Raw genomic sequence first — 21,309 nt, forward strand, 5'->3', positions numbered from 1 at the left:
TGGTGGACCACTTTCAGGGGGCTACTCCACCGGGTCCGGTCGTCTCTCTTGACGTGAATAATGATTCATGTTTCATATTTTTCGGCGGAGGAGTCTAACGGGAGGAACCCCAGCAATGTTACGTAGCGTATTTTCGGCCCTGGCGATCATGGCCATGGCCGCGCCGCTCTCGGCGGAGATCCGAATAGCCCATGTCTATGGCAAGACAGGCCCGTTCGAAGCCTATGCCAAGCAGTCCCATGACGGTCTCATGATGGGGCTGGCCTATGCGACCGGCGGAACGATGGAGATCGACGGCGAGCCGATTGTCGTGATCGAAAAGGACACGCAGCTGAAGCCGGACCTGGGCAAGGCCCTGCTGGCCGAAGCCTATGGGGATGACGATGCGCATATCGCGGTCGGCCCGGTGTCATCGGGTGTTGCGCTGGCGATGCTTCCGGTCGCCGAGGAATACGAACGCGTCCTGATCGTGGAGCCCGCCGTTGCGGATTCGATCACCGGGGAGAACTGGAACCGCTATATCTTCCGCACCGGGCGAAATTCGTCCCAGGATGCGATCGCCAATGCGGTTGCGCTTGGCGGCAAGGATGTGACCGTGGCGACGCTGGCACAGGATTATGCCTTTGGCCGCGATGGCGTGGCCGCCTTCAAGGAGGCGATCGAGAAGACCGGCGCGGTTGTCGCCTACGAGGAATATGTCCCGACCGACACGACGGATTTCACCGCTGCCGCAGAGCGGATTTTCCAGAACATGGCCGATGTCGAAGGTGAAAAGAAGCTCTTCATCATCTGGGCCGGAGGCGGCAATCCGATGGGCAAGATCAACGCGATGGACCCGTCCCGCTTTGGCCTCGAGATCGCGACCGGCGGCAACATCCTTGCGGCGCTGACGGCCTACAAGGAACTGCCGGGCATGGAAGGGGCGACCTACTACTATTACGAAATCCCGAAGAACCCGGTGAACGACTGGCTTGTCGAAGAGCACATGAAACGCTTTGGCACGCCGCCGGACTTCTTTACCGCGGGCGGGATGTCCGCCGGTATCGCGGTTGTCGAGGCGATCAAGGCCGCGGGTGGCGCAGAGGACACCGAGGCGCTGATCGACGCGATGGAGGGCCTGGAATGGGCCTCGCCCAAGGGCCCGATGCGGTTCCGCGCCGAGGACCACCAGGCCTTGCAGGTCATGTATCACTTCCGCACCGAAGTGCAGGAGGGCAAGGACTATGGCGTGCCGGTTCTTGTGCGCGAAATCGGCATCGATGAAATGGACATCCCGATCCGCAACTGACCGGGTGGGGCGGGTATTCCCCGCCCCTTGCTCTCCACCAAGACTCTGGTTCTTTCATGACACAGACCCTTCTGGAAACGGACGGCCTGACGGTTCGCTTTGGCGGTCACGTCGCGGTCGACGGCATCTCCTGCTCGTTCCGCGCCGGTGAGCTGACCGCGATCGTCGGACCGAACGGCGCCGGCAAAACGACCTATTTCAACCTCATCTCTGGCCAGATCCCGGCCAGCGCCGGCCGCGTCAAGCTGTTGGGGGAGGATATTACCGGGCTGGGCGTCGCGCAGCGCTGCCGCAGGGGGCTGGGCCGGGCGTTCCAGCTGACCAACCTGTTCCCGAACCTGAGCGTGCTGGAAAATGTGCGCCTTGTCATCCAGGCGCATCGGCAAAAGGGGTTCAGCCTGTTCTCGATGGCCGACAGCCATACCGAGATGACAACTGCCGCGCTGGCCGTACTGGAACGCGTTCGGCTCGACACGCTGCGGCACAACACGGTGGCCGAGCTGAGCCACGGCAACCAGCGCAAGCTGGAAGTGGCGCTGCTGATCGCGCTGGATCCGATGGTTTATATGTTCGACGAACCGACGGCGGGGATGAGTGTCGACGAGGCGCCCGTGGTTCTGGACCTGATCGCCGAACTCAAGGCCGACCGCGAACGCACCATCCTGCTGGTCGAACACAAGATGGACGTGATCCGTTCTCTCGCGGACCGGATCATCGTGCTGCACAACGGTGCGCTTGTGGCGGACGGACCACCCGCCGAGGTGATGGCCTCGGACATCGTGCAGGAAGCCTATATGGGACGGGAACTCGAAGATGTCTGATCCGGTTCTGAGCCTGCGCGACGTGCATACGGATATCGCGCAATACCATATCCTTCAGGGCGTCGACCTCGACGTGCCGCGCGGCGGCGTGACCATGCTCTTGGGGCGCAACGGGGTCGGCAAGACCACGACCCTGCGCACGATCATCGGCCATTGGAAGGCGAAATCCGGCACGATCACCTACAACGGCGACGAAATCACATCGCTGCCGGTGCCTGCGCGGGCACGTGCGGGCATCGGTTTCGTGCCCGAGGACATGGGCATCTTTGCGGATCTGACCGTCGAGGAAAACATGACCCTTGCCGCGGCCTCCGGCCCGCTGGACCCGCAACGGCGGGACTGGCTGTTCACCGTCTTTCCGCCGCTCCGGACTTTCTGGCACTCGGAGGCCGGCAACCTGTCCGGCGGGCAGAAACAGATGCTGTCCATTGCCCGCGCCATGGCCGAAGAGCGCAGCCTCTACCTGATCGACGAGCCGACCAAGGGCCTGGCCCCGGCGATCATTTCGACCATGGCCGGGGCGCTGCGCGAGTTGAAACGCCAGGGGGCGTCGATCCTGTTGGTCGAACAGAATTTTGCCGTGGCCAAGGCGCTTGGCGACACCGCCGCCGTCATGGAAGACGGGCGCATCGTCTGGACCGGCGCAATGGCCGAGCTTGCGGGTGATGCCGAACTGCAGGAGCGCCTGATGGGCCTGAGCATGGAGGCGCACTGAATGTCGTCGGCACCGGAACACAAACCCACTTTCGCGGATGTCACGCTGTCCGAACGCATCGGCACGGCGGCGCCCTTCCTGCTCATCCCGGTTCTCGTGGTCCTGGGCTTTGTCGCGATCGGCGCGCCAAGTTCCTGGCTCACGCTGACGGTGTCCGGCCTCGCGATGGGGACGATGATCTTTATCATGGCCTCGGGGCTGACGCTGGTCTTTGGATTGATGGATGTCATCAACTTCGGCCACGGGGCGTTTATCTCGGTCGGGGCCTTTGTCGGCATTTCTGTCCTGATGACCCTTGGCGGCTGGACCGAGGCGCCGTCGCTGGCGCTCAACATGGGGGCTGTCCTGCTTGCGGTGATCGCCGCGATGGCTGTCACCGGCGTTCTGGGCTGGGGCTTTGAACGGATCATCGTGCGCCCTGTCTACGGCGCGCACCTCAAGCAGATCCTGATCACGGTCGGCGGGCTGATCGTCATCGAACAACTCATTCACGTGGTCTGGGGCCCCGAGGAGATTTTCCTTACGCGCCCCGAGACGCTCAAGGGCGCCGTGACCTTCGGCGGCGCCGCTGTCGAGAAGTACCGGCTGCTTGCGGTGGTTGTGGGGATCGCGCTGTTCGTTGCGATGCGCATGGTTCTGCGCCGGACCAAGATCGGCCTGATCGTGCGCGCAGGTGTCGAGAACGGCGAGATGGTCGAGGCGCTCGGCTATCGCCTGCGCATGGTCTTTATCGGGGTCTTCATCGCGGGGTCGGCGCTTGCGGGTCTCGGTGGCGTGATGTGGGGGCTGTACCAGGAAGTCATCACAGCCGGCATGGGCGAAGAAATGATGATCCTCGTCTTCATCGTGGTCATCATCGGGGGGCTAGGTTCTGTCGAAGGCGCCTTCATTGGCGCATTGCTTGTCGGGTTGCTGCAGAACTACGTGGCCTTTCTCGAACCCAAGCTGGCGCTTGTGTCCAACATCGCCCTGATGACCGCAATCCTGCTGTGGCGGCCGCAAGGCATGCTGCCCGTCGTGAAGGCCAAATAAGATGCTCGTCAATCTCCTCTCCGGCGACAAGCCGCGTTCCGCTCTCCTGACTGTCATTCTGCTGGTGATCCTCGTGGCCTTGGCGCTTGCCCCGTTCCTCTTTCCGGGGGTGCGCTCGCTCGAGACGGCGGCGCGGATCTGCATCTTCATCGTGCTTGTCGCCAGTTACGACCTGTTGCTTGGCTACTCGGGTATCGTCAGTTTTGCGCATACGATGTTCTTTGGCCTCGGCGCCTACGGGGTTGCGCTGGCCTCTGTCCACATGGGGCGCGGGTTCGATGCGCTGGTCGTCGGCGCGGGCCTTGGTGCCATCGCGTCCGCGGTGGTCGCGCTGCTGATCGGGCTGTTCTCGTTGCGGGTGCGGGCGATCTTCTTTGCCATGATCACGCTGGCCGTGGCCTCGGCAGTTGCGGTGCTGGTCTCGCAGTTCTCGGGGCTCACGGGCGGCGAGGACGGGCTGAACTACAAGGTCCCGCGGGAACTGACGCCAGCGTTCCGGCTGGGAGAGATTTTCGGCGTCAGGGTGTCCGGGAAAACGCTGAACTACTACCTGGTGTTTTTCGGCTCACTCGCGCTGTTCCTGCTCTTGCTGCGCATCGTGAATTCGCCCTTTGGGCGCGTCCTGCAAGCCATCCGCGAAAATGATTTCCGGGCCGAGGCCATCGGCTACAGGGTCGTGGCCTACCGGACGCTGGCCACCTGCCTGTCGGCAGCCGTCGCGGCGCTGGCGGGCAGCCTGTTCGCGATCTGGCTGCGCTATGTCGGGCCGGATACCACGCTGTCCTTCGAGATCATGCTCGACATCCTCCTGATGGTGGTGATCGGCGGCATGGGCACGATGTATGGCGCGGTGATCGGGGCGACGATTTTTGTCCTGGCGCAGAACTACCTGCAAACGCTCATGGGCAGCGCCTCGGAGGCGACCACCGCGATCCCGCTTTTGTCGCAACTCCTCGATCCTGACCGCTGGCTGCTCTGGCTCGGTGTGCTCTTTGTCCTGAGCGTCTATTTCTTTCCGACGGGAATCGTGGGGCGGTTGAGGGCCGGGCGCTGAGCGTGCGGCACCCCCTGATCTTTCTCCACGGCTGGACCATGCGGGGAGCGGTGTTCGACGGTATCGTCGGGCGCCTCTCGCCCGAGTTCGCTTGTTTCGCACCGGATCTGCCCGGACACGGCAAAGCCGCGCATCTGCCGCCCGATATCGACAGCTGTGCAGGGGTGCTGGCCGATTGCATTGCGTCCTGCGGGGCAGAGCGGCCCGTTATCATCGGTTGGTCGATGGGCGCGGCAACCGCCTGGAGGTATATCGCACAGCACGGGTCTGCGGGAATTTCGGGGCTCGTCACCGTCGACATGAGCCCGAGGGTCATGCCCGCGCCGGATTGGCCGCATGGGTTGCGGGGGGAAACGCAGGATAGCGTGGCCGCTGCGCGGCTGCGCTTCGACAGCGATTGGGAAGGCGTGACGCATGGCATTGCCGCGACCATGTTCGCCTCGCGCGCAGGCGCCACGGGATTGTCGCGGCAAAAGGCGCAGGCGTTGATCGCATCCCATGACCCCGACAAGATGCGCGCGCTCTGGGATGATCTGCTGGCCTTTGACGAACGCGCGGTCATCCCGTTGATCGACGTGCCCTATCTGGTGTGTTCCGGTGCGCAGAGCCGGGTCTACGCAGAAGGGGCCGCGGCCTGGCTCTGCGCCCACGCCCCGCAGGCGCGGCGGCACGTCTTTCGCCAGTCCGGGCACTCGCCGCATCTCGAAGAACCCGAAGCCTTCGCAGATACGATTGCGCATTTCGCGCGCGCGGTTACGGACTGAGCGGGCTTTTGGCCACATCCTTTGCCTTGACGAGCGAACGGCCCTCGCAGACCAGCGTCCCGTCCGGCGTGACGCATGTCGCCCAGAGATCGACGAGGTGCTTTTCGGGGCGCAGTCGCGTGATTTCGACCGTCGCGGTCAGCGCGGTGTCGAGCGGGGCAGGGGAGGCGAACCTGAGGTCCTGCTTCAGATAGTTCGTCCCCGACCCCGGCAGTTCAACGCCCAGGAGATAGGAAAACAGCGCCGCGATCAGGGGTTCGGGCACATGGGTATCCGCCGTGGCCCCGGAGAGCCCGGAAAAGGCCGTGAGGTCGGCCTGGGAATAGCTGCGGGTTATGGTGGCTTTTTGTCCGGTTTCCATCATGCGATCTCCGTTTCGCCGATCAGAACCTCGGCACCATCCTCCGCGCGGATCGCGCGCAGGGAAAGCTGCCCCGGCGTGGTTTCACGGATGTTCAGGGTAATCTCTTCGCCCGCGAAGGCGGGGTTGGGAAACATCATGGACTGTGTCACCTGCCGCGCCTCGGGCCGGTGCTGTTTGAGCAGACCCCAGAACTTGGCATAGATCAGCATGCCGTGGCTGACGGTGCGGCCAAAGGCCGTGCGGGCCGAAAACGCCTCGTCCACATGGATTGCATTGTCATCCCCCGAGACCTTTGCGAAGGCATTGAACTCGGCTTGGGTCGGCGTCCATGTCGCAGTGAGGTCAAGCATCCTGAAACATCCTCTTGAGGTCGGGTTTGCGCACCTTGCCAGCCGCCGTGCGCGGGAAGTCGTCAACGACATGGACCGAGGCCGGCACCTTGTATCCGGCCAGCCGTTCGCGGGCCCAGGGCCGCAGGGTGTCGGGATCCAGTTGATGACCGGGACGCAAGAGGACGAAGGCGGCGCCGACTTCACCCCATTTCTGGTCCGATACGCCGATTACCGCGCTTTCCTGGATGGCAGGGTGTTCGTTGAGCACGCGTTCGACCTCGGCCGGATAGACGTTTTCACCGCCGGAGATATACATATCCTTGATACGGTCGACGATGTAGTAATAGCCATCGGCATCGCGCCGGGCGATGTCGCCACTGGCCAGCCAGCCGTCCGGCGTAAAGGTTTTTTCCGTCGCCTCTGGATTGCGGAAATAGCCGGGCGTGATGCCCGGCCCCCGAAGCTGGAGTTCGCCTGTGCCCGCCTCGCCCTGGGGGACACCGTCCAGCCGGACATCCGTCATCACCTGGGCCTTGCCGACAGAGCCGATCTTTTTGCTGGCGTGATGCTCGTCCATAAGGAAGACGGTCGGGCCGGTCTCTGTCATTCCCATACCGTTAAGTACATTCAGGCCCCTGTCCGCGAAAAAGCGGATCAACGGTTCCGACAAGGGTGCGCCGCCGCAGCCGCAGCGCAACGCGGTCCAGTCGACCGTGTCTATGTCGGGCATGAGGGAAAACGCCTGGTAGATCGCGGGTACGCCAAAGAACTGGGTGATTTCGCCACGCCGGATGAGTTGCAAGAGCGTTTCCGGTTCGAATTTCGGCAGGATCGTCGAAACGCCGCCATTGAGAAACACCGGCAGCGTGTAAAGGTTGATACCCGCCGTGTGGAACAGCGGCAGAAAGTTCACCGACCTGTCACCCCCCGTCAGCCCGATCGCCTGACCAATGTTGATCGCATTGACCCAAGCCATGCGCGCGGTCTGGATCACCGCCTTGGGCAGACCCGTCGTCCCGGAGGTGAACAAGAGGTACCAGGGCCGTGGCGCCGGGACAGGCGCGTGAAACCGCCGGGAGGGGCTGTTTGTCCACCGGGGGAGGTCGCGCTCGATGGAATAGGCCGTCAGCGAGAGTTGCGAAGCAAGCTCTTGTGCCGTCTCGGCGTGGCCTGCATCAAACAGGATCGCCTGCGCGCCTACGGGTGCGAGGGCACCTGCCAGTTCCGCCGCAGGCTGTCGCCAGTTGAGGGGGCACATGATGAGCCCGGTCTTCTGGCAGGCAAAGAGGGTCAGAAAGAACTCGACCCGGTTGTGACACAGGATGGCAATCCGGTCGCCCTCGGCATGGCCTGCGGCGAGAAGAGCCTCCGCAATGCCATCCGCGGCACGGTTGACCTCTGCAAATGTCCAGTCCCTTGCGGATGTGCTGTCCCGGAACGCGATAGCGTCCGGAGCAAGCTCGGCCCGTTTGAAGGCCATGTCGGGCACTGTATCAAACATTCGGCGTCACCTCCTGCCTGCCGAGAAACCTTGCCATCTTGGTGTGTGTATCCGTCGCCGCGATCCTGCGCAGGAATGCCTCGGTCTCCGCCTCCAGCCGGTCCTGCACGGCGGTCTTGCGCCGCGCGTCCCAAAGCAGGGCCTTGGTTTCCAGCGCCACGTCCAGGTCGAGCTTGGCGAGGTCGTGGAAGGCCTTGTCCTCGGGCGCCTGATCGACTCTGTCCGCGAGCCCAAGGGCGACCAGATCGCCTGCGTCCCGACGCGCATCCGCCAACAGCCACCGGCGCGTTGCCGGCAAACCGATGAACTCGGGGAGAAGCGCGGTCCAGCCGCCATCCGGGGCAAAGCCGACGGTTGCGTAATAGGGCTGAACAAAAGCATCCGCCGACAGCATCACGAGATCCGACGCCCAGAGCAGGCCCGCCGCCCCGCCAGTGACGGCGCCCCGTGCCGCGCAGCCGAAAATCACCGGCATCCCGATCATCCGCAGGACCAGCGACTGAAGGGCAGGGACCACCTTGCGGGCATACTCTACTGCTTGGCTATTTTCTGCGGCTTCAAGGAAACGGCCGACGTCGCCGCCGGTCGAGAAATTTTTGCCGCCGCTCAGCAGAGCCGTCCGGGCGCCGGAGGTTTCCAGTTTGTCGAGGGCCGCGTGGAGTGCTGCCAGCAGATCGGGCTCAAGCGCGTTGGCTCGTGGCGCGGATAGCGCGATCTGAAAACAGTCCACGCCGGACGCAAGGCAGGTTACGCTGGTCTGCACCAAGCCTGTCACGGGGCAAGCCCCTTGCAGATCAGCGCATGGGCTTCGTCCACGACACGATCAATGTCCGGTGTCTCTTCCCAAAGGACATAGCGATCGCCAAGGGCTTTCGACAAGCCCATCAGGGCCCAGGCGCGGACTTCGGCGTCGCCCGAGGAAATCTCTCCTCTGGTTTCGGCCGAGCGCAGGCCCGCGGCATAGGCTTCTGCGAAACCTGAGAAATAGTCGCGGTAGGCGACCGGGTCGACAAAGCGCGCCTCTTCGACGATGCGGTAGAGCGTGGGGCGTTCCAGCACGAACATTAGGAACGCCCTGAGGCCTGCCCGCTCTGCTTCAAGCCTGTTCGGTGCGCCCGCAATGGCTTGGGACATGATCGACCGCGTGATGCGCCCCATTTCCAGGACCAGCTCGTGGAAGATTTCCTCCTTGCTCTGGAAGTAAATGTAGAACGTCCCAAGCGCGGTATCTGCGGCACGCGTGATCTGGGCGATAGAAGCGGCAGAGAACCCGTGTTCCCCCATGACCATTTCCGCCGCTCCGAGAATCTTCGCCCGTCGGTCCTGCCCGCGCTTGGTTTTCGGTATGGATGCACTTCTCATAGAAATATGAATACTGAATCATGTTTCAATTTCAAGCTAATTTCCTGCCCTCGTCTCGAAGCAACGCGGGGGCAAAGGCCGTGGCCTTGTATCTCGGCAGGACGAGAGCGGGGACGGCACATGCAATCGCCTTGAGTGTCTCGATGGGCGAGCACTTGCGTGTTCTCAACGCGAACAGCGCCTGCCTTGCCCCGGCGCCTTTGTGCTCTCTTCTCTGTGCGGAGCAATCCAGCCCCACGGCGGGAATCGCTGCTGGAGGCAGGCCCCGTTTGTCCGCGTATTTGGGGCACAAAGGGCCACCAGAGCGACCCATACGCAAGAAATTTGCAGTCAAAAAAAAATCGGATTTTCAATCGCCTATGGCTTTGATCAAACATTGTCAGAGTAAGTTTGGCACTTATGTCAGACAAAGATGTTGACTTGCTCAGACAATGTTTCAATGCTGTGCGAATGATCAGGAATGCAACACGAAGCGGCACCGGAAAGGCGCGCGAAGTCCTCAATCGGATTGCCGAGATGATCGCGGAAAACGGCATCGGTGTCGGCGACCGTCTCCCGCCTGAAACGGAGTTGGCAAAGGCCTTGGGGGTCGGACGTTCGACGGTGCGCGAGGCCTTGCAGGCCTGGCAGAGCCTCGGGATCGTGACCCGGAACAAGGGTGCCGGAACCGTGTTGCGGGCGCCGATAACCACCAGTTCGCTGCACCTGCCCATCGCGATCACGCTGGAGGCGCAGAGCCTGCAGCGGATGCTTGAGGTCAGGCGGCCCTTGGAGGCCGACGCCGTGCGACTTGCGACTCTGCGCGCGACGGACCGGCAACGACACGAAATCATGACGAGCTGCTACAAGCTGATGGACATCTGGCGCAGCGGACAGGACTGGCGGCAAGCCGATCACGCCTTCCATGCGACCATTCACGAGGCAACGGGAAACCCCCTGTATAAACAGTTGGTCGACCAGCTGCAGGGGGCTTTCCACTCGGTCTACGAGGCGCCGCTCGGCGAGCCCATGCTCGGGACGGATACGATCCCCCTGCACATCGAAATGGCCGAAGCCATCTGCGCCGGCGACGCCGACCGCGCAGCGGAACTCATGCACAAGATCACGGACCTGACAGGCAGGGACGTGGAGAAGATCATCGGAGACGGCGCGGATGCGTGACGAGGACTTGAAGACACAACTTTCGCGACCGCACGGCGGCGACTTTGGCTCGGTGACGCCGCCGATATACCAGACGTCGCTGTTTACCTTTGACGATTTCACAGCCTTCGAGGCGCGCATGGCAGGTGAAAGTGACCGGGCCCTGTATACGCGGGTGCAAAATCCCACTGTCGCCAGTTTCGAGGCCATGATGGCCAAGGCTGAACAGGGGGAGGCGGCGGTTGGTTTTGCCTCGGGGATGGCGGCGATTTCCTCGACGCTCTTTGCGTTGCTCAAACCGGGCGACCGGATGGTCTGCATCGACCATGTCTATCCCGACGCCTATCGATTGATGGAACGGATGCTGCGCCCCTTCGGCATCGAGATCAGCTATCACTCTGGCGCCGAGATCGAGTCGGATCCGGACCTGCTCCGCGGCGTCGATGTCGTCTACCTGGAAAGCCCCAATTCCATGATGATGGAGGTGGTCGATCTTCAGAAGGTGGCAGCGCATGCGAAACGGCACGGTTGCATTTCTGTCATCGACAATTCCTGGGCGACCCCGGTGTTCCAGAACCCCCTGACCCTCGGGATCGACATCGTTCTGCATTCGGCAACGAAATACATTTGCGGGCATTCCGACACCGTTGCCGGGGTTGTCATCTCGTCCGCCAAGTACATCGGCATGTTGCGCGACCTGACCTTGCCCCTGTTGGGGGGGAAGCTGGCGCCGATGGAGTCCTGGCTTCTGGTCCGGGGGCTGCGTACGTTGCCTGCGCGGATGCGCGAGCACGAGCGGACCGCGAATATCTTTGTCGACCGGCTGAGTGTTCTTCCGCAGATCAAGGCAGTGAATTCGCCGGGTCCGAACGATGTGCCCGGGCTGAAAGGGCGTTCGGGGCTGATGTCCATCGAATTCGCCCCGGAAGTCGACGTCCGCCGCTTTGCAAATGAGCTGACCCTTTTCCACTTCGGCGTCAGCTGGGGCGGGTTCGAAAGCCTTGTCCTGCCTGCGGCGGTTGCCCTTGCACAAGAAGGGGCGACCAATTCCCTGAAACGGTTTGGCGTCCCCGATACGATGGTTCGCCTGTCTCTCGGCCTCGAGGAGGCCGAGGCGCTCTGGTCGGATTTCAAATCCGCACTGGACAAGGCGACCGCGTGAACCCGGCCGAAAACAAATGGCCGAGCAATTCAATCAATAACTGGGAGGAAAGTTATGAAGACACTAGTCGCAAGTACCGCTTTGGCGGCAATCATCGGGTCCGGCGCCTATGCCGCCGACCTGAAGCTGGTCGAGGTGATCACCAGCCCGGAAAGAACCGAAACGCTGAAAAGCATGGTCGCGGAATGGGAGGCGCAAACCGGCCACACGGTCGAAATCGTGTCCCTGCCCTGGGGCCAGGCCTTTGAGAAATTCGCCACGATGGTTGCCGGCGGCGATATTCCGGACGTTGTCGAAATGCCCGACCGTTGGCTTGGGCTGTATTCCGACCGGCTGATGGACCTTGGTCCGCACTTCGAGACCTGGGAACATGCCGATACGCTGACCCAGACGACCATCGACATGGGGTCGGCCACAAAGGGCGGCAAGCTCAAGGAAATCCCTTACGGTTTCTACCTGCGCGCCATGTTCTACAACAAGGAGATGCTGAAAGAGGCAGGGTATGACGCCCCGCCCGCAACGCTGGAAGAGTTCCGCGAGATTTCGGCCAAGATCTCTGAACAGGACGGCAAATACGGCTATTGCCTGCGCGGTGGCCCCGGCGGCCTGAACGGCTGGATGATGATGGCCATGACAATGCGCGGCGCGCAGAATTATTTCGACGAAGACGGGAAAAGCACGCTCAACACGCCCGAGGCGGTTGCGGGGCTGCAATTCCTGGTCGACCTCTACCAGGACGGACTGGCGCCGCGGGACTCCGTTTCCTGGGGCTTTAACGAGATCGTCGCCGGGTTCTACTCGGGCACCTGCGCCTTCCTCGATCAGGATCCCGATGCGCTGATCGCGATTGCCCAGCGGATGGAAAGTGACCGTTTCGCAGTCGCGCCGATGCCGAAAGGCCCGGATGGCCTGTCCTTCCCGACCATCGGTTATGCTGGCTGGGCCGCCTTCGACAGCACGGATCACAAGGACGAGGCCTGGTCGCTGATCGGGCACCTGTCGAACCCGGAATCGAACATTGCCTGGGCCAAGCGAGTCGGGGTGATCCCGATCCACAAGGGCGCCGACCAGGATCCGCATTTCCGCAGCGAACAGTTCGCTGGCTGGTTCACCGAGTTGAACGGCGATGCATGGCAGCCGATGAGCATGCCGACCTACCTTGAAGGCTTTGGCTATTTTGCCGACTCGCTGGTTCTCGAAACCTCGCAGCAGGCGCTGCTGGGTCAGATTTCCGTCGAGGAAATGGCGGACGAATGGGCTGAGTACCTGACCGAAGAGTACGGCAAATGGCAAGCCGACCAATAACTTCGCCAGAAAACGTCGTGTCCGGGGAACCCCGGACGCGATTTGGCCGGGCCTACTTCCGCTACGCGGTCGAGCCTTGGCTCTATGCATCGCCGGCAATCCTGCTGATCTGTTTCGTCATGCTCATCCCGCTGGCGATCGGCATTGCCTACTCGGTGCAATCCATCAACCTTCTCAAGCCTTTCGACACGGGATTTGTCGGGCTGGAAAACTTCCGTGACCTGGCGGACGACCGAAAATTCTGGCGCGCGCTGAACAACACCTTCTGGTGGACCTTCGGTTCGGTGACTCTGCAGTTCCTACTGGGGTTGGGCCTTGCGTTGCTGTTGTCGCGTCCGCTTGTCGGCAAGCGTTTTGTCCAGGCGGTTGTCTTTCTGCCCTGGGCGGTGCCGACCTTCCTTATCGCGCTGACCTGGTCCTGGCTGCTCAACCCAGTCATCGGACCCCTGCCGCATTGGTGGGCCGCCATCGGGCTGCTGGACGAACCCTATAACATCCTGTCGAACCCGGACACGGCGATCTGGGGACCGATCATGGCCAATGTCTGGTACGGGATTCCCTTCTTTGCCATCACTTTGCTGGCCGCACTGCAATCCATTCCGGGAGAGCTCTACGAAGCCGCCGAAATCGACGGCGCCTCGCGGTGGCAGTGCTTCACCAAGATCACGCTGCCCTTCCTGGGGCCGATGATCGCGATCACGGTCATGCTGCGCGCCATCTGGATCGCCAATTTCGCCGACCTGATCTACGTCATGACCGGGGGCGGCCCCGCGGATTCCACGCAGATCCTGTCCACCTACATCTTCACGACCGCGTTCCGTAAGCTCGACTTCGGCTATGCCTCTGCAATCGCGGTGGCGCTGCTGGGCGTTCTTTTCATCTACGCGGCGGTTCTGCTCTTCGTAAGAGCCAAGCTGGTGAAATTCTGATGTCCAGAAGACCACAAAACAACACGCTGCTCACGGTGGGAAAATACGCCGCCGTTGCGGGGTATGTCGGCTTTGCCCTGTTCCCGCTCTACTGGCTGCTGAAGATCGCCCTGACCCCGGACCAGTTGATCTATTCCGAGGGCACCGCTTTCTTTCCGTCCTCGGTCACGCTCGAGAACTTCAAGACGGTGATCCTCGCCTCGGATTTCCTGAGCTATTTCGGCAATTCGGTGATCGTGTCACTGTCAACGGCCGCGGTCACCGCGCTGATCGCGGCCGCGGCGGGCTATGCGTTCTCGCGGTTTCACTTCCGCGGCAAGCGCTGGATCATCGCGCTGATGCTTCTGACGCAGATGTTCCCTTTGCTGATGATCATCGCACCGATCTACAAGATCGTCGCGTCGCTGGGGATGCTCAACTCTCTGACCAGCCTGATTGTCGTCTATGTCGCCTTCAACATCCCCTTCGCGACATTCCTGATGCAAAGTTTCTTTGACGGGATTCCCAAGGATCTCGAAGAGGCGGCGATGATCGACGGCTGCACCCGGTTCACCGCCCTGCGGAAAGTCGTCCTGCCCCTGACCCTTCCGGGGCTGGCCGCGACATTGGGTTTCGTTTTTACGGCGGCATGGTCCGAACTGCTGTTCGCCTTGATGCTGATCAGCTCGAACGACTCCATGACCTTCCCGGTGGGGCTGTTGACCTTCGTCAGCAAGTTTTCCGTCGATTGGGGGCAGATGATGGCGGCCGGTGTGCTGGCCCTTGTCCCGTCCTGTCTCTTCTTCCTGTTCATCCAAAGGTACCTTGTTCAGGGCCTCACAAGCGGCGCCGTGAAAGGATAAGTACATGGCCGGAATGGAACTCAAATCCGTGCGCAAGAGCTATGGACGTGTCGAGGTCCTGCGCAATATCAACCTCAAGATCGAGGACGGCGAATTCGTCGTCCTGGTGGGCCCTTCTGGCTGCGGGAAATCCACCCTGCTGCGGATGATCGCCGGTCTTGAAACCATCAGTGGCGGGGAATTCAGCATCGGGGGGCGGTCCATGAACGACATCCCGCCCCGTGACCGGGATATCGCCATGGTGTTCCAGAGTTACGCGCTTTACCCGCATATGTCGGTGTCGCGGAACATGGGGTTCTCGATGGAAATCCGTCGCGAACCCGCCGCCAAGCGGCAAGGTCCGATCGAGGCGGCGGCCAATACGCTTGGCCTCAACAAGCTGCTGGAAAGGCTGCCCAAGGAACTCTCCGGGGGACAACGCCAACGCGTGGCTATGGGCCGTGCGATCGTCAGGGATCCCAAGGCGTTCCTCTTCGACGAACCGCTGTCCAATCTGGACGCGGCGCTGCGGGTCGAAATGCGGCTTGAAATCGCGCGTTTGCACCAGCGTCTTGGTGCAACGATGGTCTATGTCACCCATGACCAGATCGAAGCCATGACCCTTGCGGATCGGATCGTTGTCCTGAACGGCGGCGACATTCAGCAGGTCGGCTCGCCGCTCGAACTCTACGAGCGTCCGGCCAACCTCTTTGTGGCGCAGTTCATCGGCTCGCCGAACATGAACGTGCTGGAGGTCTCTCCCGAGCAGGGAGTGATCTCACTGGGCGACGGACAAAGCCTTCGCGGCCCCGACAACGCCCGTCACCTGGGCATCCGGCCAGAGCACATCGAAATCGCGCAGGAGCGGGCCAATGTCACCGCAGAGGCCCTCGTCGTCGAGCGCCTGGGGGCGGACACCAACATCTACGCCCGGGTGCCGGGATCGGGTGACATTGTCGTGCGCACAAACGGCAATACAGAGCTTAAACCCGGAGACAACCTGCCGCTGCGTTTTCCCGAAGGCAGGTTGCACTTCTTTGATCAGGACGGTGACGCGATCCACCAGGGTCCGGCGCTACACTAGGTTCGGATCCGCTGTTCGGCGTGAATGGCCCTGCCTGCGGGCAGGGCCTGATCAGGCCGTGCGAACCCTATGCCAGAACATTCCCAAATCCCCGGATGACAAGAGGCCGGACCGTGAAGATCACCAAGCTGACAACCTACCTCGTTCCGCCGCGCTGGCTGTTCCTGAAAATCGAAACCGACGAAGGACTGACCGGCTGGGGTGAACCCGTCCTGGAAGGGCACGCGGAAACGCTTGCCGCCAAGATCGCGGAGCTTTCGGATTTCCTCTGCGGGCGCGACCCGCTGCATATCGAAGATATCTGGCAATCGCTTTACCGCAACGGATGCTACCGTGGCGGCCCGGTCCTGATGAGCGCCATCTCCGGCATCGACATGGCGCTTTGGGACATCAAGGGCAAATACCACGACGCGCCGGTCCATGCCCTGTTGGGTGGCCCGGTACGCAACCGGGTGCGCACCTATTGCTGGATCGGCGGCGATCGCCCGCGCAACCTGATCGAGGGGGCAAAGGCGCTGATGGACGCGGGCTATGACGCCTGCAAGATGAACATCTGCGACGAGCTTCAGATCGTTGACAGCTATGCCCGGATCGACGGCATCGTGAAACGGCTGGCGGACCTGCGCGAGGCTGTGGGCACAAAGATGGACCTGGCCTTTGATTTCCACGGCCGGGTGCATGCCCCCATGGCCAAGATCCTGCTGAAAGAGCTGGAACCGCTGCGCCCGATGTTCGTCGAAGACGCGGTTGTTTCGGCGCAGGTGGACAGGATGGCGGATCTGGCCAGATCGACAACCATCCCGCTGGTCATCGGTGAACGGCTGCACTCGCGTTATGATTTCAGGCGGGTTTTCGAAACCCGCGCGGCCAGCGTGGTCAATCCGGATACCGCCCATGTGGGCGGGATTTCGGAAATGGTGCGCATCGGGCATATGGCCGAGGCCTATGACGTGGCCCTGGCCCCGCATTGTCCGCTTGGTCCCATTGCCTTGGCAGCCTCGCTGCAAGTGGATGCGATCTGCCACAGTGCGTTCATCCAGGAGCAGAGCCTTGGCATCCACTACAATCAGGGCGGTGACCTGACCGACTACGTCACCGACAAAGAGGTGTTCAAAGTCGAAAACGGGTTCATTTCCATTCCGCAAGGTCCGGGGCTTGGTGTTGGACTCGACGAGGACGTCATCACCGAACGCGCCGCCCAGGGGCATCGGTGGCGGGCCCCGGTCTGGCGCCATGCGGACGGTTCCATAGCAGAATGGTGAACCCGATGATCTTTCAGGGCGTGCATGCGGTCCTGTTCGCGCTGTTCCGGGCCGATGAAACGCTGGACCATGACGCGATGGCCGCGCAGGTGGATTACTGTATCGACAAGGGCTGTCACGGGATCACCGTGCTGGGGCTTGCGACAGAGGTCCTGAAACTGACCCTTCCCGAGAGGCTGGCGCTGATCGAGAGTGTCGGGCGCGCAGTTGGCGGGCGGGTGCCCTATTCCGTAACCGTTGCCGGCAACTCGGTGGCCGAACAGGTCACGCTTTGCCGCGCGGCGCAAGAGGCGGGCGCCGATTGGCTGATCCTGCAACCCCCGATGAGCGGAAACTTCGGCGCGGATGTCTACCTGGAATTCTTTGCACGGATCGCGGAACAAACGAATCTGCCGGTGGCCCTGCAGAACGCGCCCCAGTACCTGGGCCGGGCGCTGTCCGGCGATGACATCGCCCGGTTGCGCCAGCGATGTCCCAATGTGGTTGCCGTCAAGAGCGAGGATGCCGCGCTGGGGGTTCAGAACATCATTGCGACCGCTGGCGCAGGTATCCATGTGCTCGGCGGACGTGGCGGGCTGGAACTGACGGACAACCTGCGTAACGGTTGCGAAGGTTTTGTGCTGGCCCCGGATATTGCGCCGGTCGCGGCGCGCGTGTTCGACCTATGGCAAAAGGGTGAACATGAGGCGGCGGAAACACTCTATGCCGCGATGCTGCCGGAAATCACCTTCGTGATGCAGTCACTCGAACACCTGATCACCTATGGAAAACGCGTTTTCGGTGTCGCGGCGGGCCTGCCGATTCACGACCGTGCGCCCTGCCTGCCGCCTTCCCCGCAGGGACTGAAACTGATGCAGAGATGGGCGCGGCATCTGCAAGGCCTGGTCGCCCCGTCGCAGTAAACCGGACCGGGGCGCCGCCATCAAGTTCCGGTCACACTGACAGTCGGCGAAAGTCGCTCATGACCTCCGAGACATGACGCAGGAACCGCGCCGCTGCGACACCATCCACGACCCGGTGATCCCAACTCAGGCTCAAGGGCTGGATCAAACGCGGCTGGAAGGCAGAGCCGTCCCAGACTGGCTGGGTTTCGGCGCGTGTCATGCCCAGGATGGCCACTTCCGGCGCGTTGATGATGGGCGTGAATCCCGTGCCACCGACCCCGCCCAGCGAGGAAATGGTGAAGGTCGCCCCCTGCATCGCGTTGCGTTTCAACTTGCCTTGCCGTGCGCTGTTGGCGAGCGAGGCCATTTCGGCGGCGATCTCGCGTAGGCCCTTTCGGTCGGCCTCCTTGATGACCGGCACGACCAGACCCTCGGGCGTGTCCGCCGCGACGCCGATGTTCCAATAGTGTTTGAGCACGATCTCGTCACCGTCAAGCGACGCATTGAACCGCGGGTGCGCTTTCAGCGCCGAGACCGCAGCCTTGACCGCAAAGGCCAGCATGGTGATCCGTGCATCGTCCGGGCCGGCTTCCTTGTTGAGCCGTTTGCGGAAGCCCTCAAGATCACTCACATCGGCCTTGTCGAAGTTGCAAACATGCGGGATCAGTATCGCGTTGCGGGTCAGGCTGGGCCCTGAAATCCGGGCTATCCGGGACAAGGGTTCGCGTTCGATCGGTCCAAAGGCGGCGAAATCCGGCTTCGGCCAATCCGGCAGATCCAACAGAGCTGTCCCCTGTGGCGCTGTAGGCGGCGGCGCGGTCAGGTGTTTCTTGACGTAGGCTTCTACATCCTCGCGGGTGATGCGGTTCTTCAGCCCTGTGCCCTGGATCTCGTCGATGGCCACGCCCAACGTGCGGGCCAGTTTCCGGACCGAGGGCGAGGCATGAGAGGGCTTCCCAGGTGTTCCCGCCGCTGGCTCCGGCCTGTCAGCCTCCGGCCGGGATGCGGGCGCAGGGCGCGCCTGCTCCACGGTTTCCGCATCCGGCGCGGCGCGTGGCGTTTCTGCCACAGGAGCCGCTGCATCCGGATGAGCGGCGAGTTCCATCAACAGGACAAGGCTGCCCTTGTTGACCCTGTCGCCCTCGGCAACTTTCAACTCGGTGATTGTACCCGATTGCGGGCTGGGCACGTCCAGCGTGGCCTTGTCGGACTCGAGAACGATCAGCGTATCATCCTCGGAAACCCTGTCGCCGGCGGCCACCGGGATCTCGATAACCGGGACGTCGTTGAAATCGCCGATGTCCGGGACATGAATTTCGACCGTGTTGCTCATCCGGCCCTCCCTCACATCCGCCAGGGCGCATCGGCCGCTGGATCGATGCCCAGTTCACCTATGGCCTGCGACAGCACCGGGGCCTCGATGTCGCCCTTGCGCACCAATGCCTCGATGGCGGCAAGGGCGACATGTTGGCGATCCACCTCGAAGAAACGGCGCAGGGCGGCGCGGTTGGCAGAGCGACCGAAGCCGTCCGTCCCGAGGATCGTCATCCTTGTGTCGAGATAGGGGGCAATCTGGGCCGGAACCGCGCGCACGTAGTCGCTGGCCGCGATGACCGGCGCATCCCCGCCAATCATCCGTTCCACGTGCGAAGGTACCGAATTGCCCAACCGGCCCTGCCGTTCAGCTTCGGCTCCATCACGTGCCAGTTCGCTGAAGGAGGTGACCGAATAAAGATCGCAGCCGATGCCATAACCTTGCAGGATTTCCGCGGCGGCAATGACCTCGCGCAGGATCGTGCCGGACCCCAGCAGCCGCACGCGCGGCCCGTCGGTGTCATTGCCACCCAGCCGGTACATGCCCTTGATGATGTCGCCCTCGACACCTTGCGGCATGCTGGGCTGGGCGTAGTTCTCGTTCATGACGGTGATGTAGAAGAACTCGTCGCGTTTCTCGTCCAGCATTCGCGTCATGCCGTGATCCATGATCACCGCCAGTTCATAGGCGTAACATGGATCGTAGGCGCGGCAGTTTGGGATCGCTGCCGCGGCAAGGTGACTGGACCCGTCCTGGTGCTGTAGCCCTTCACCCGACAGGGTGGTCCGCCCGGCGGTGGCCCCCAGCAGGAAGCCACGCGCCCGTTGGTCGGCCGCGGCCCAGATCAGGTCTCCGACCCGCTGAAAGCCGAACATCGAGTAGTAGATGTAGATCGGCAGCAATTCGGTGCCATGCGTGGAATAAGCCGTGGCCGCCGCAGTCCATGAACTGATGGCGCCTGCCTCTGTGATCCCTTCCTCCAGAAGCTGGCCATCCGCCGTTTCTTTGTAGAACAGCATCGAATCCGCGTCTTCCGGCTCGTACTTCTGCCCGTTCGGCGCGTAGATCCCCACCTGCCGGAACAGATTGTCCATGCCAAATGTGCGTGCCTCGTCGGCGACGATGGGAACAAGGCGCGGGCCGAACTGCTTGTCGCGCAACAGCCCGCTCATCATCCGGACCGCCGCCATCGTGGTCGACATTTCCTTGCCGTCGGCCTCGGTCGCGAACTTCGCGAAGCCGGCCAGGTCGGGGCGGGCCGGGGCGGGAGAATCCGCGTGGCTTGGCCGCCGCGGCAGGTATCCGCCAAGCGTCGTGCGGCGATCCTTGAGATAGGCGACTTCGGGGCTGTTGTCACCGGGATGGAAGAATTCCAGCGCTTCGACCGACTTGTCCGACAGCGGCAGGTCGAAACGGTCGCGGAAGGCCTTGAGCGCCTCAATATCCAGCTTTTTCGCCTGGTGGGCAATCATCCGGGATTCGCCGGCGCCGCCCATGCCATAGCCCTTCTTGGTCTTGGTCAGGATGACGGTCGGGCGCCCCTTGTGGGCCTTGGCCGAGGCAAAGGCCGCGTGCAGTTTCTTGAGATCGTGACCGCCGCGCTTCAGGCGGTGGATTTCGTCATCCGACATATGGGCCACCAATGCCGCCGTCGCCGGATCGGCGTCAAAGAACCTGGCCCGGTTGTAATCGCCATCGCGCGAGCCGAGGGTCTGGTATTCGCCGTCCACGGTTTCGGCAAAGCGGCGCAACAGGACGCTTTCGGTGTCGCGGGCAAAGAGATTGTCCCACTCCGACCCCCAGAGCACCTTGATCACGTTCCAGCCGGCCCCGATGAACAGGGATTCCAGTTCCTGGATGATCTGCCCATTGCCGCGCACCGGGCCGTCCAGCCGTTGCAGGTTGCAGTTGACGACAAAGGTCAGGTTGTCGAGCCCTTCGCGGGCGGCGAGGGTCAGCGCGCCGATGGATTCCGGCTCGTCCATCTCGCCATCGCCAAAAACGCCCCAGACGTGGCGGTCCTGCGTGTCCGCAAGGCCGCGGGCCTGAAGATAGCGCATGAACCGCGCCTGGTAGATCGCCGACATCGGCCCGATGCCCATCGACCCCGTCGGCATTTGCCAGAACTCATCCATCAGCCAGGGGTGCGGGTAGGAACACAGGCCCTTGCCCGG

General features: G+C 62.5%; 21 protein-coding genes. 14 read left to right on the top strand and 7 right to left on the bottom strand.

The window, feature by feature from the left end; genetic code table 11:
- The first annotated feature begins 115 nt into the window (after positions 1 to 115).
- The 6 genes from PVW46_RS03490 to PVW46_RS03515 are packed head-to-tail and all read left to right on the top strand — an operon-like array spanning position 116 to position 5,674.
- Positions 116 to 1,288 carry a substrate-binding domain-containing protein gene (locus PVW46_RS03490; RefSeq protein ID WP_274574661.1) on the top strand — a complete coding sequence of 391 codons (1,173 nt, stop codon included), beginning with the start codon at positions 116 to 118 and terminating at the stop codon, positions 1,286 to 1,288.
- Between the two features lie 56 nt (positions 1,289 to 1,344).
- The gene (locus tag PVW46_RS03495) at positions 1,345 to 2,109 is read left to right on the top strand and encodes an ABC transporter ATP-binding protein (RefSeq protein WP_043144494.1); all 765 of its coding nucleotides are present in this window, start codon (positions 1,345 to 1,347) and stop codon (positions 2,107 to 2,109) included.
- Positions 2,102 to 2,824: an ABC transporter ATP-binding protein gene (locus PVW46_RS03500; protein WP_274574671.1), complete on the top strand. Its 723-nt coding sequence runs from the start codon at positions 2,102 to 2,104 to the stop codon at positions 2,822 to 2,824. The genes PVW46_RS03495 and PVW46_RS03500 overlap by 8 nt, the downstream gene beginning before the upstream one ends.
- Entirely contained in the window at positions 2,825 to 3,856 is a 1,032-nt protein-coding gene (locus PVW46_RS03505; protein ID WP_274574673.1) for a branched-chain amino acid ABC transporter permease, read from the top strand. It begins immediately after the preceding gene.
- 1 nt (position 3,857) lies between these two features.
- Positions 3,858 to 4,910: a branched-chain amino acid ABC transporter permease gene (locus PVW46_RS03510; protein ID WP_043144491.1), complete on the top strand. Its 1,053-nt coding sequence runs from the start codon at positions 3,858 to 3,860 to the stop codon at positions 4,908 to 4,910.
- A 2-nt stretch (positions 4,911 to 4,912) separates the two neighbouring features.
- Positions 4,913 to 5,674, top strand: a complete 762-nt coding sequence (locus PVW46_RS03515) for an alpha/beta fold hydrolase (protein WP_274574676.1) — start codon at positions 4,913 to 4,915, stop codon at positions 5,672 to 5,674.
- Here the strand turns inward: PVW46_RS03515 and PVW46_RS03520 are convergent.
- Genes PVW46_RS03520 through PVW46_RS03540 form a run of 5 tightly spaced genes read right to left on the bottom strand, consistent with a single transcriptional unit; the run spans position 5,664 to position 9,233 of the window.
- Positions 5,664 to 6,038: a hotdog family protein gene (locus PVW46_RS03520; RefSeq protein ID WP_274574679.1), complete on the bottom strand. Its 375-nt coding sequence runs from the start codon at positions 6,036 to 6,038 to the stop codon at positions 5,664 to 5,666. The genes PVW46_RS03515 and PVW46_RS03520 overlap by 11 nt on opposite strands.
- On the bottom strand, positions 6,035 to 6,388 hold the full coding sequence (locus tag PVW46_RS03525) for a MaoC family dehydratase (protein ID WP_043144489.1): 354 nt from the start codon (positions 6,386 to 6,388) through the stop codon (positions 6,035 to 6,037). Before PVW46_RS03525 ends, PVW46_RS03520 begins: the two co-directional genes overlap by 4 nt.
- Entirely contained in the window at positions 6,381 to 7,871 is a 1,491-nt protein-coding gene (locus PVW46_RS03530) for a class I adenylate-forming enzyme family protein (protein ID WP_274574681.1), read from the bottom strand. The genes PVW46_RS03525 and PVW46_RS03530 overlap by 8 nt, the downstream gene beginning before the upstream one ends.
- Positions 7,864 to 8,634 carry an enoyl-CoA hydratase/isomerase family protein gene (locus PVW46_RS03535; protein ID WP_229754916.1) on the bottom strand — a complete coding sequence of 257 codons (771 nt, stop codon included), beginning with the start codon at positions 8,632 to 8,634 and terminating at the stop codon, positions 7,864 to 7,866. Before PVW46_RS03535 ends, PVW46_RS03530 begins: the two co-directional genes overlap by 8 nt.
- Before the next feature lie 8 nt (positions 8,635 to 8,642).
- Entirely contained in the window at positions 8,643 to 9,233 is a 591-nt protein-coding gene (locus PVW46_RS03540) for a TetR/AcrR family transcriptional regulator (RefSeq protein ID WP_274574683.1), read from the bottom strand.
- A 450-nt stretch (positions 9,234 to 9,683) separates the two neighbouring features.
- On the opposite strand from PVW46_RS03540, the gene PVW46_RS03545 reads away from it, so the two are divergent.
- The 8 genes from PVW46_RS03545 (at position 9,684) to PVW46_RS03580 (ending at position 17,838) form a co-directional block, all read left to right on the top strand.
- A complete protein-coding gene (locus PVW46_RS03545; protein WP_052244658.1) occupies positions 9,684 to 10,394 on the top strand; it encodes a FadR/GntR family transcriptional regulator in 711 nt (236 codons plus the stop codon).
- Positions 10,387 to 11,535: an aminotransferase class I/II-fold pyridoxal phosphate-dependent enzyme gene (locus tag PVW46_RS03550; RefSeq protein WP_043144485.1), complete on the top strand. Its 1,149-nt coding sequence runs from the start codon at positions 10,387 to 10,389 to the stop codon at positions 11,533 to 11,535. The genes PVW46_RS03545 and PVW46_RS03550 overlap by 8 nt, the downstream gene beginning before the upstream one ends.
- A 54-nt stretch (positions 11,536 to 11,589) precedes the next feature.
- On the top strand, positions 11,590 to 12,840 hold the full coding sequence (locus PVW46_RS03555; protein WP_274574687.1) for an ABC transporter substrate-binding protein: 1,251 nt from the start codon (positions 11,590 to 11,592) through the stop codon (positions 12,838 to 12,840).
- Between the two features lie 17 nt (positions 12,841 to 12,857).
- Positions 12,858 to 13,769, top strand: coding sequence for a carbohydrate ABC transporter permease (locus tag PVW46_RS03560; protein WP_223306257.1), 912 nt, complete (start codon positions 12,858 to 12,860; stop codon positions 13,767 to 13,769).
- A complete protein-coding gene (locus PVW46_RS03565; RefSeq protein ID WP_052244657.1) occupies positions 13,769 to 14,611 on the top strand; it encodes a carbohydrate ABC transporter permease in 843 nt (280 codons plus the stop codon). Before PVW46_RS03560 ends, PVW46_RS03565 begins: the two co-directional genes overlap by 1 nt.
- A gap of 4 nt (positions 14,612 to 14,615) precedes the next feature.
- Positions 14,616 to 15,674 carry an ABC transporter ATP-binding protein gene (locus PVW46_RS03570; RefSeq protein WP_274574693.1) on the top strand — a complete coding sequence of 353 codons (1,059 nt, stop codon included), beginning with the start codon at positions 14,616 to 14,618 and terminating at the stop codon, positions 15,672 to 15,674.
- 113 nt (positions 15,675 to 15,787) lie between these two features.
- Positions 15,788 to 16,936 (top strand): galactonate dehydratase, encoded by a 1,149-nt coding sequence (gene dgoD, locus PVW46_RS03575; RefSeq protein WP_274574696.1) that lies wholly within the window; start codon positions 15,788 to 15,790, stop codon positions 16,934 to 16,936.
- A gap of 5 nt (positions 16,937 to 16,941) precedes the next feature.
- A complete protein-coding gene (locus PVW46_RS03580) occupies positions 16,942 to 17,838 on the top strand; it encodes a dihydrodipicolinate synthase family protein (RefSeq protein ID WP_274574698.1) in 897 nt (298 codons plus the stop codon).
- Between the two features lie 31 nt (positions 17,839 to 17,869).
- Here the strand turns inward: PVW46_RS03580 and PVW46_RS03585 are convergent, their stop codons facing one another.
- Both PVW46_RS03585 and aceE read right to left on the bottom strand, forming a co-directional pair.
- Entirely contained in the window at positions 17,870 to 19,153 is a 1,284-nt protein-coding gene (locus tag PVW46_RS03585; RefSeq protein ID WP_274574701.1) for a 2-oxo acid dehydrogenase subunit E2, read from the bottom strand.
- Positions 19,154 to 19,164: 11 nt separating this feature from the next.
- Positions 19,165 to 21,309, bottom strand: a 2,145-nt coding sequence (aceE, locus tag PVW46_RS03590; protein WP_274574703.1) for a pyruvate dehydrogenase (acetyl-transferring), homodimeric type, incomplete at its 5' end; no start/stop codon positions are given.

This window comes from Mameliella sp. AT18 (genome assembly GCF_028807275.1).
Taxonomy (GTDB): Bacteria; Pseudomonadota; Alphaproteobacteria; order Rhodobacterales; family Rhodobacteraceae; genus Antarctobacter; species Antarctobacter albus.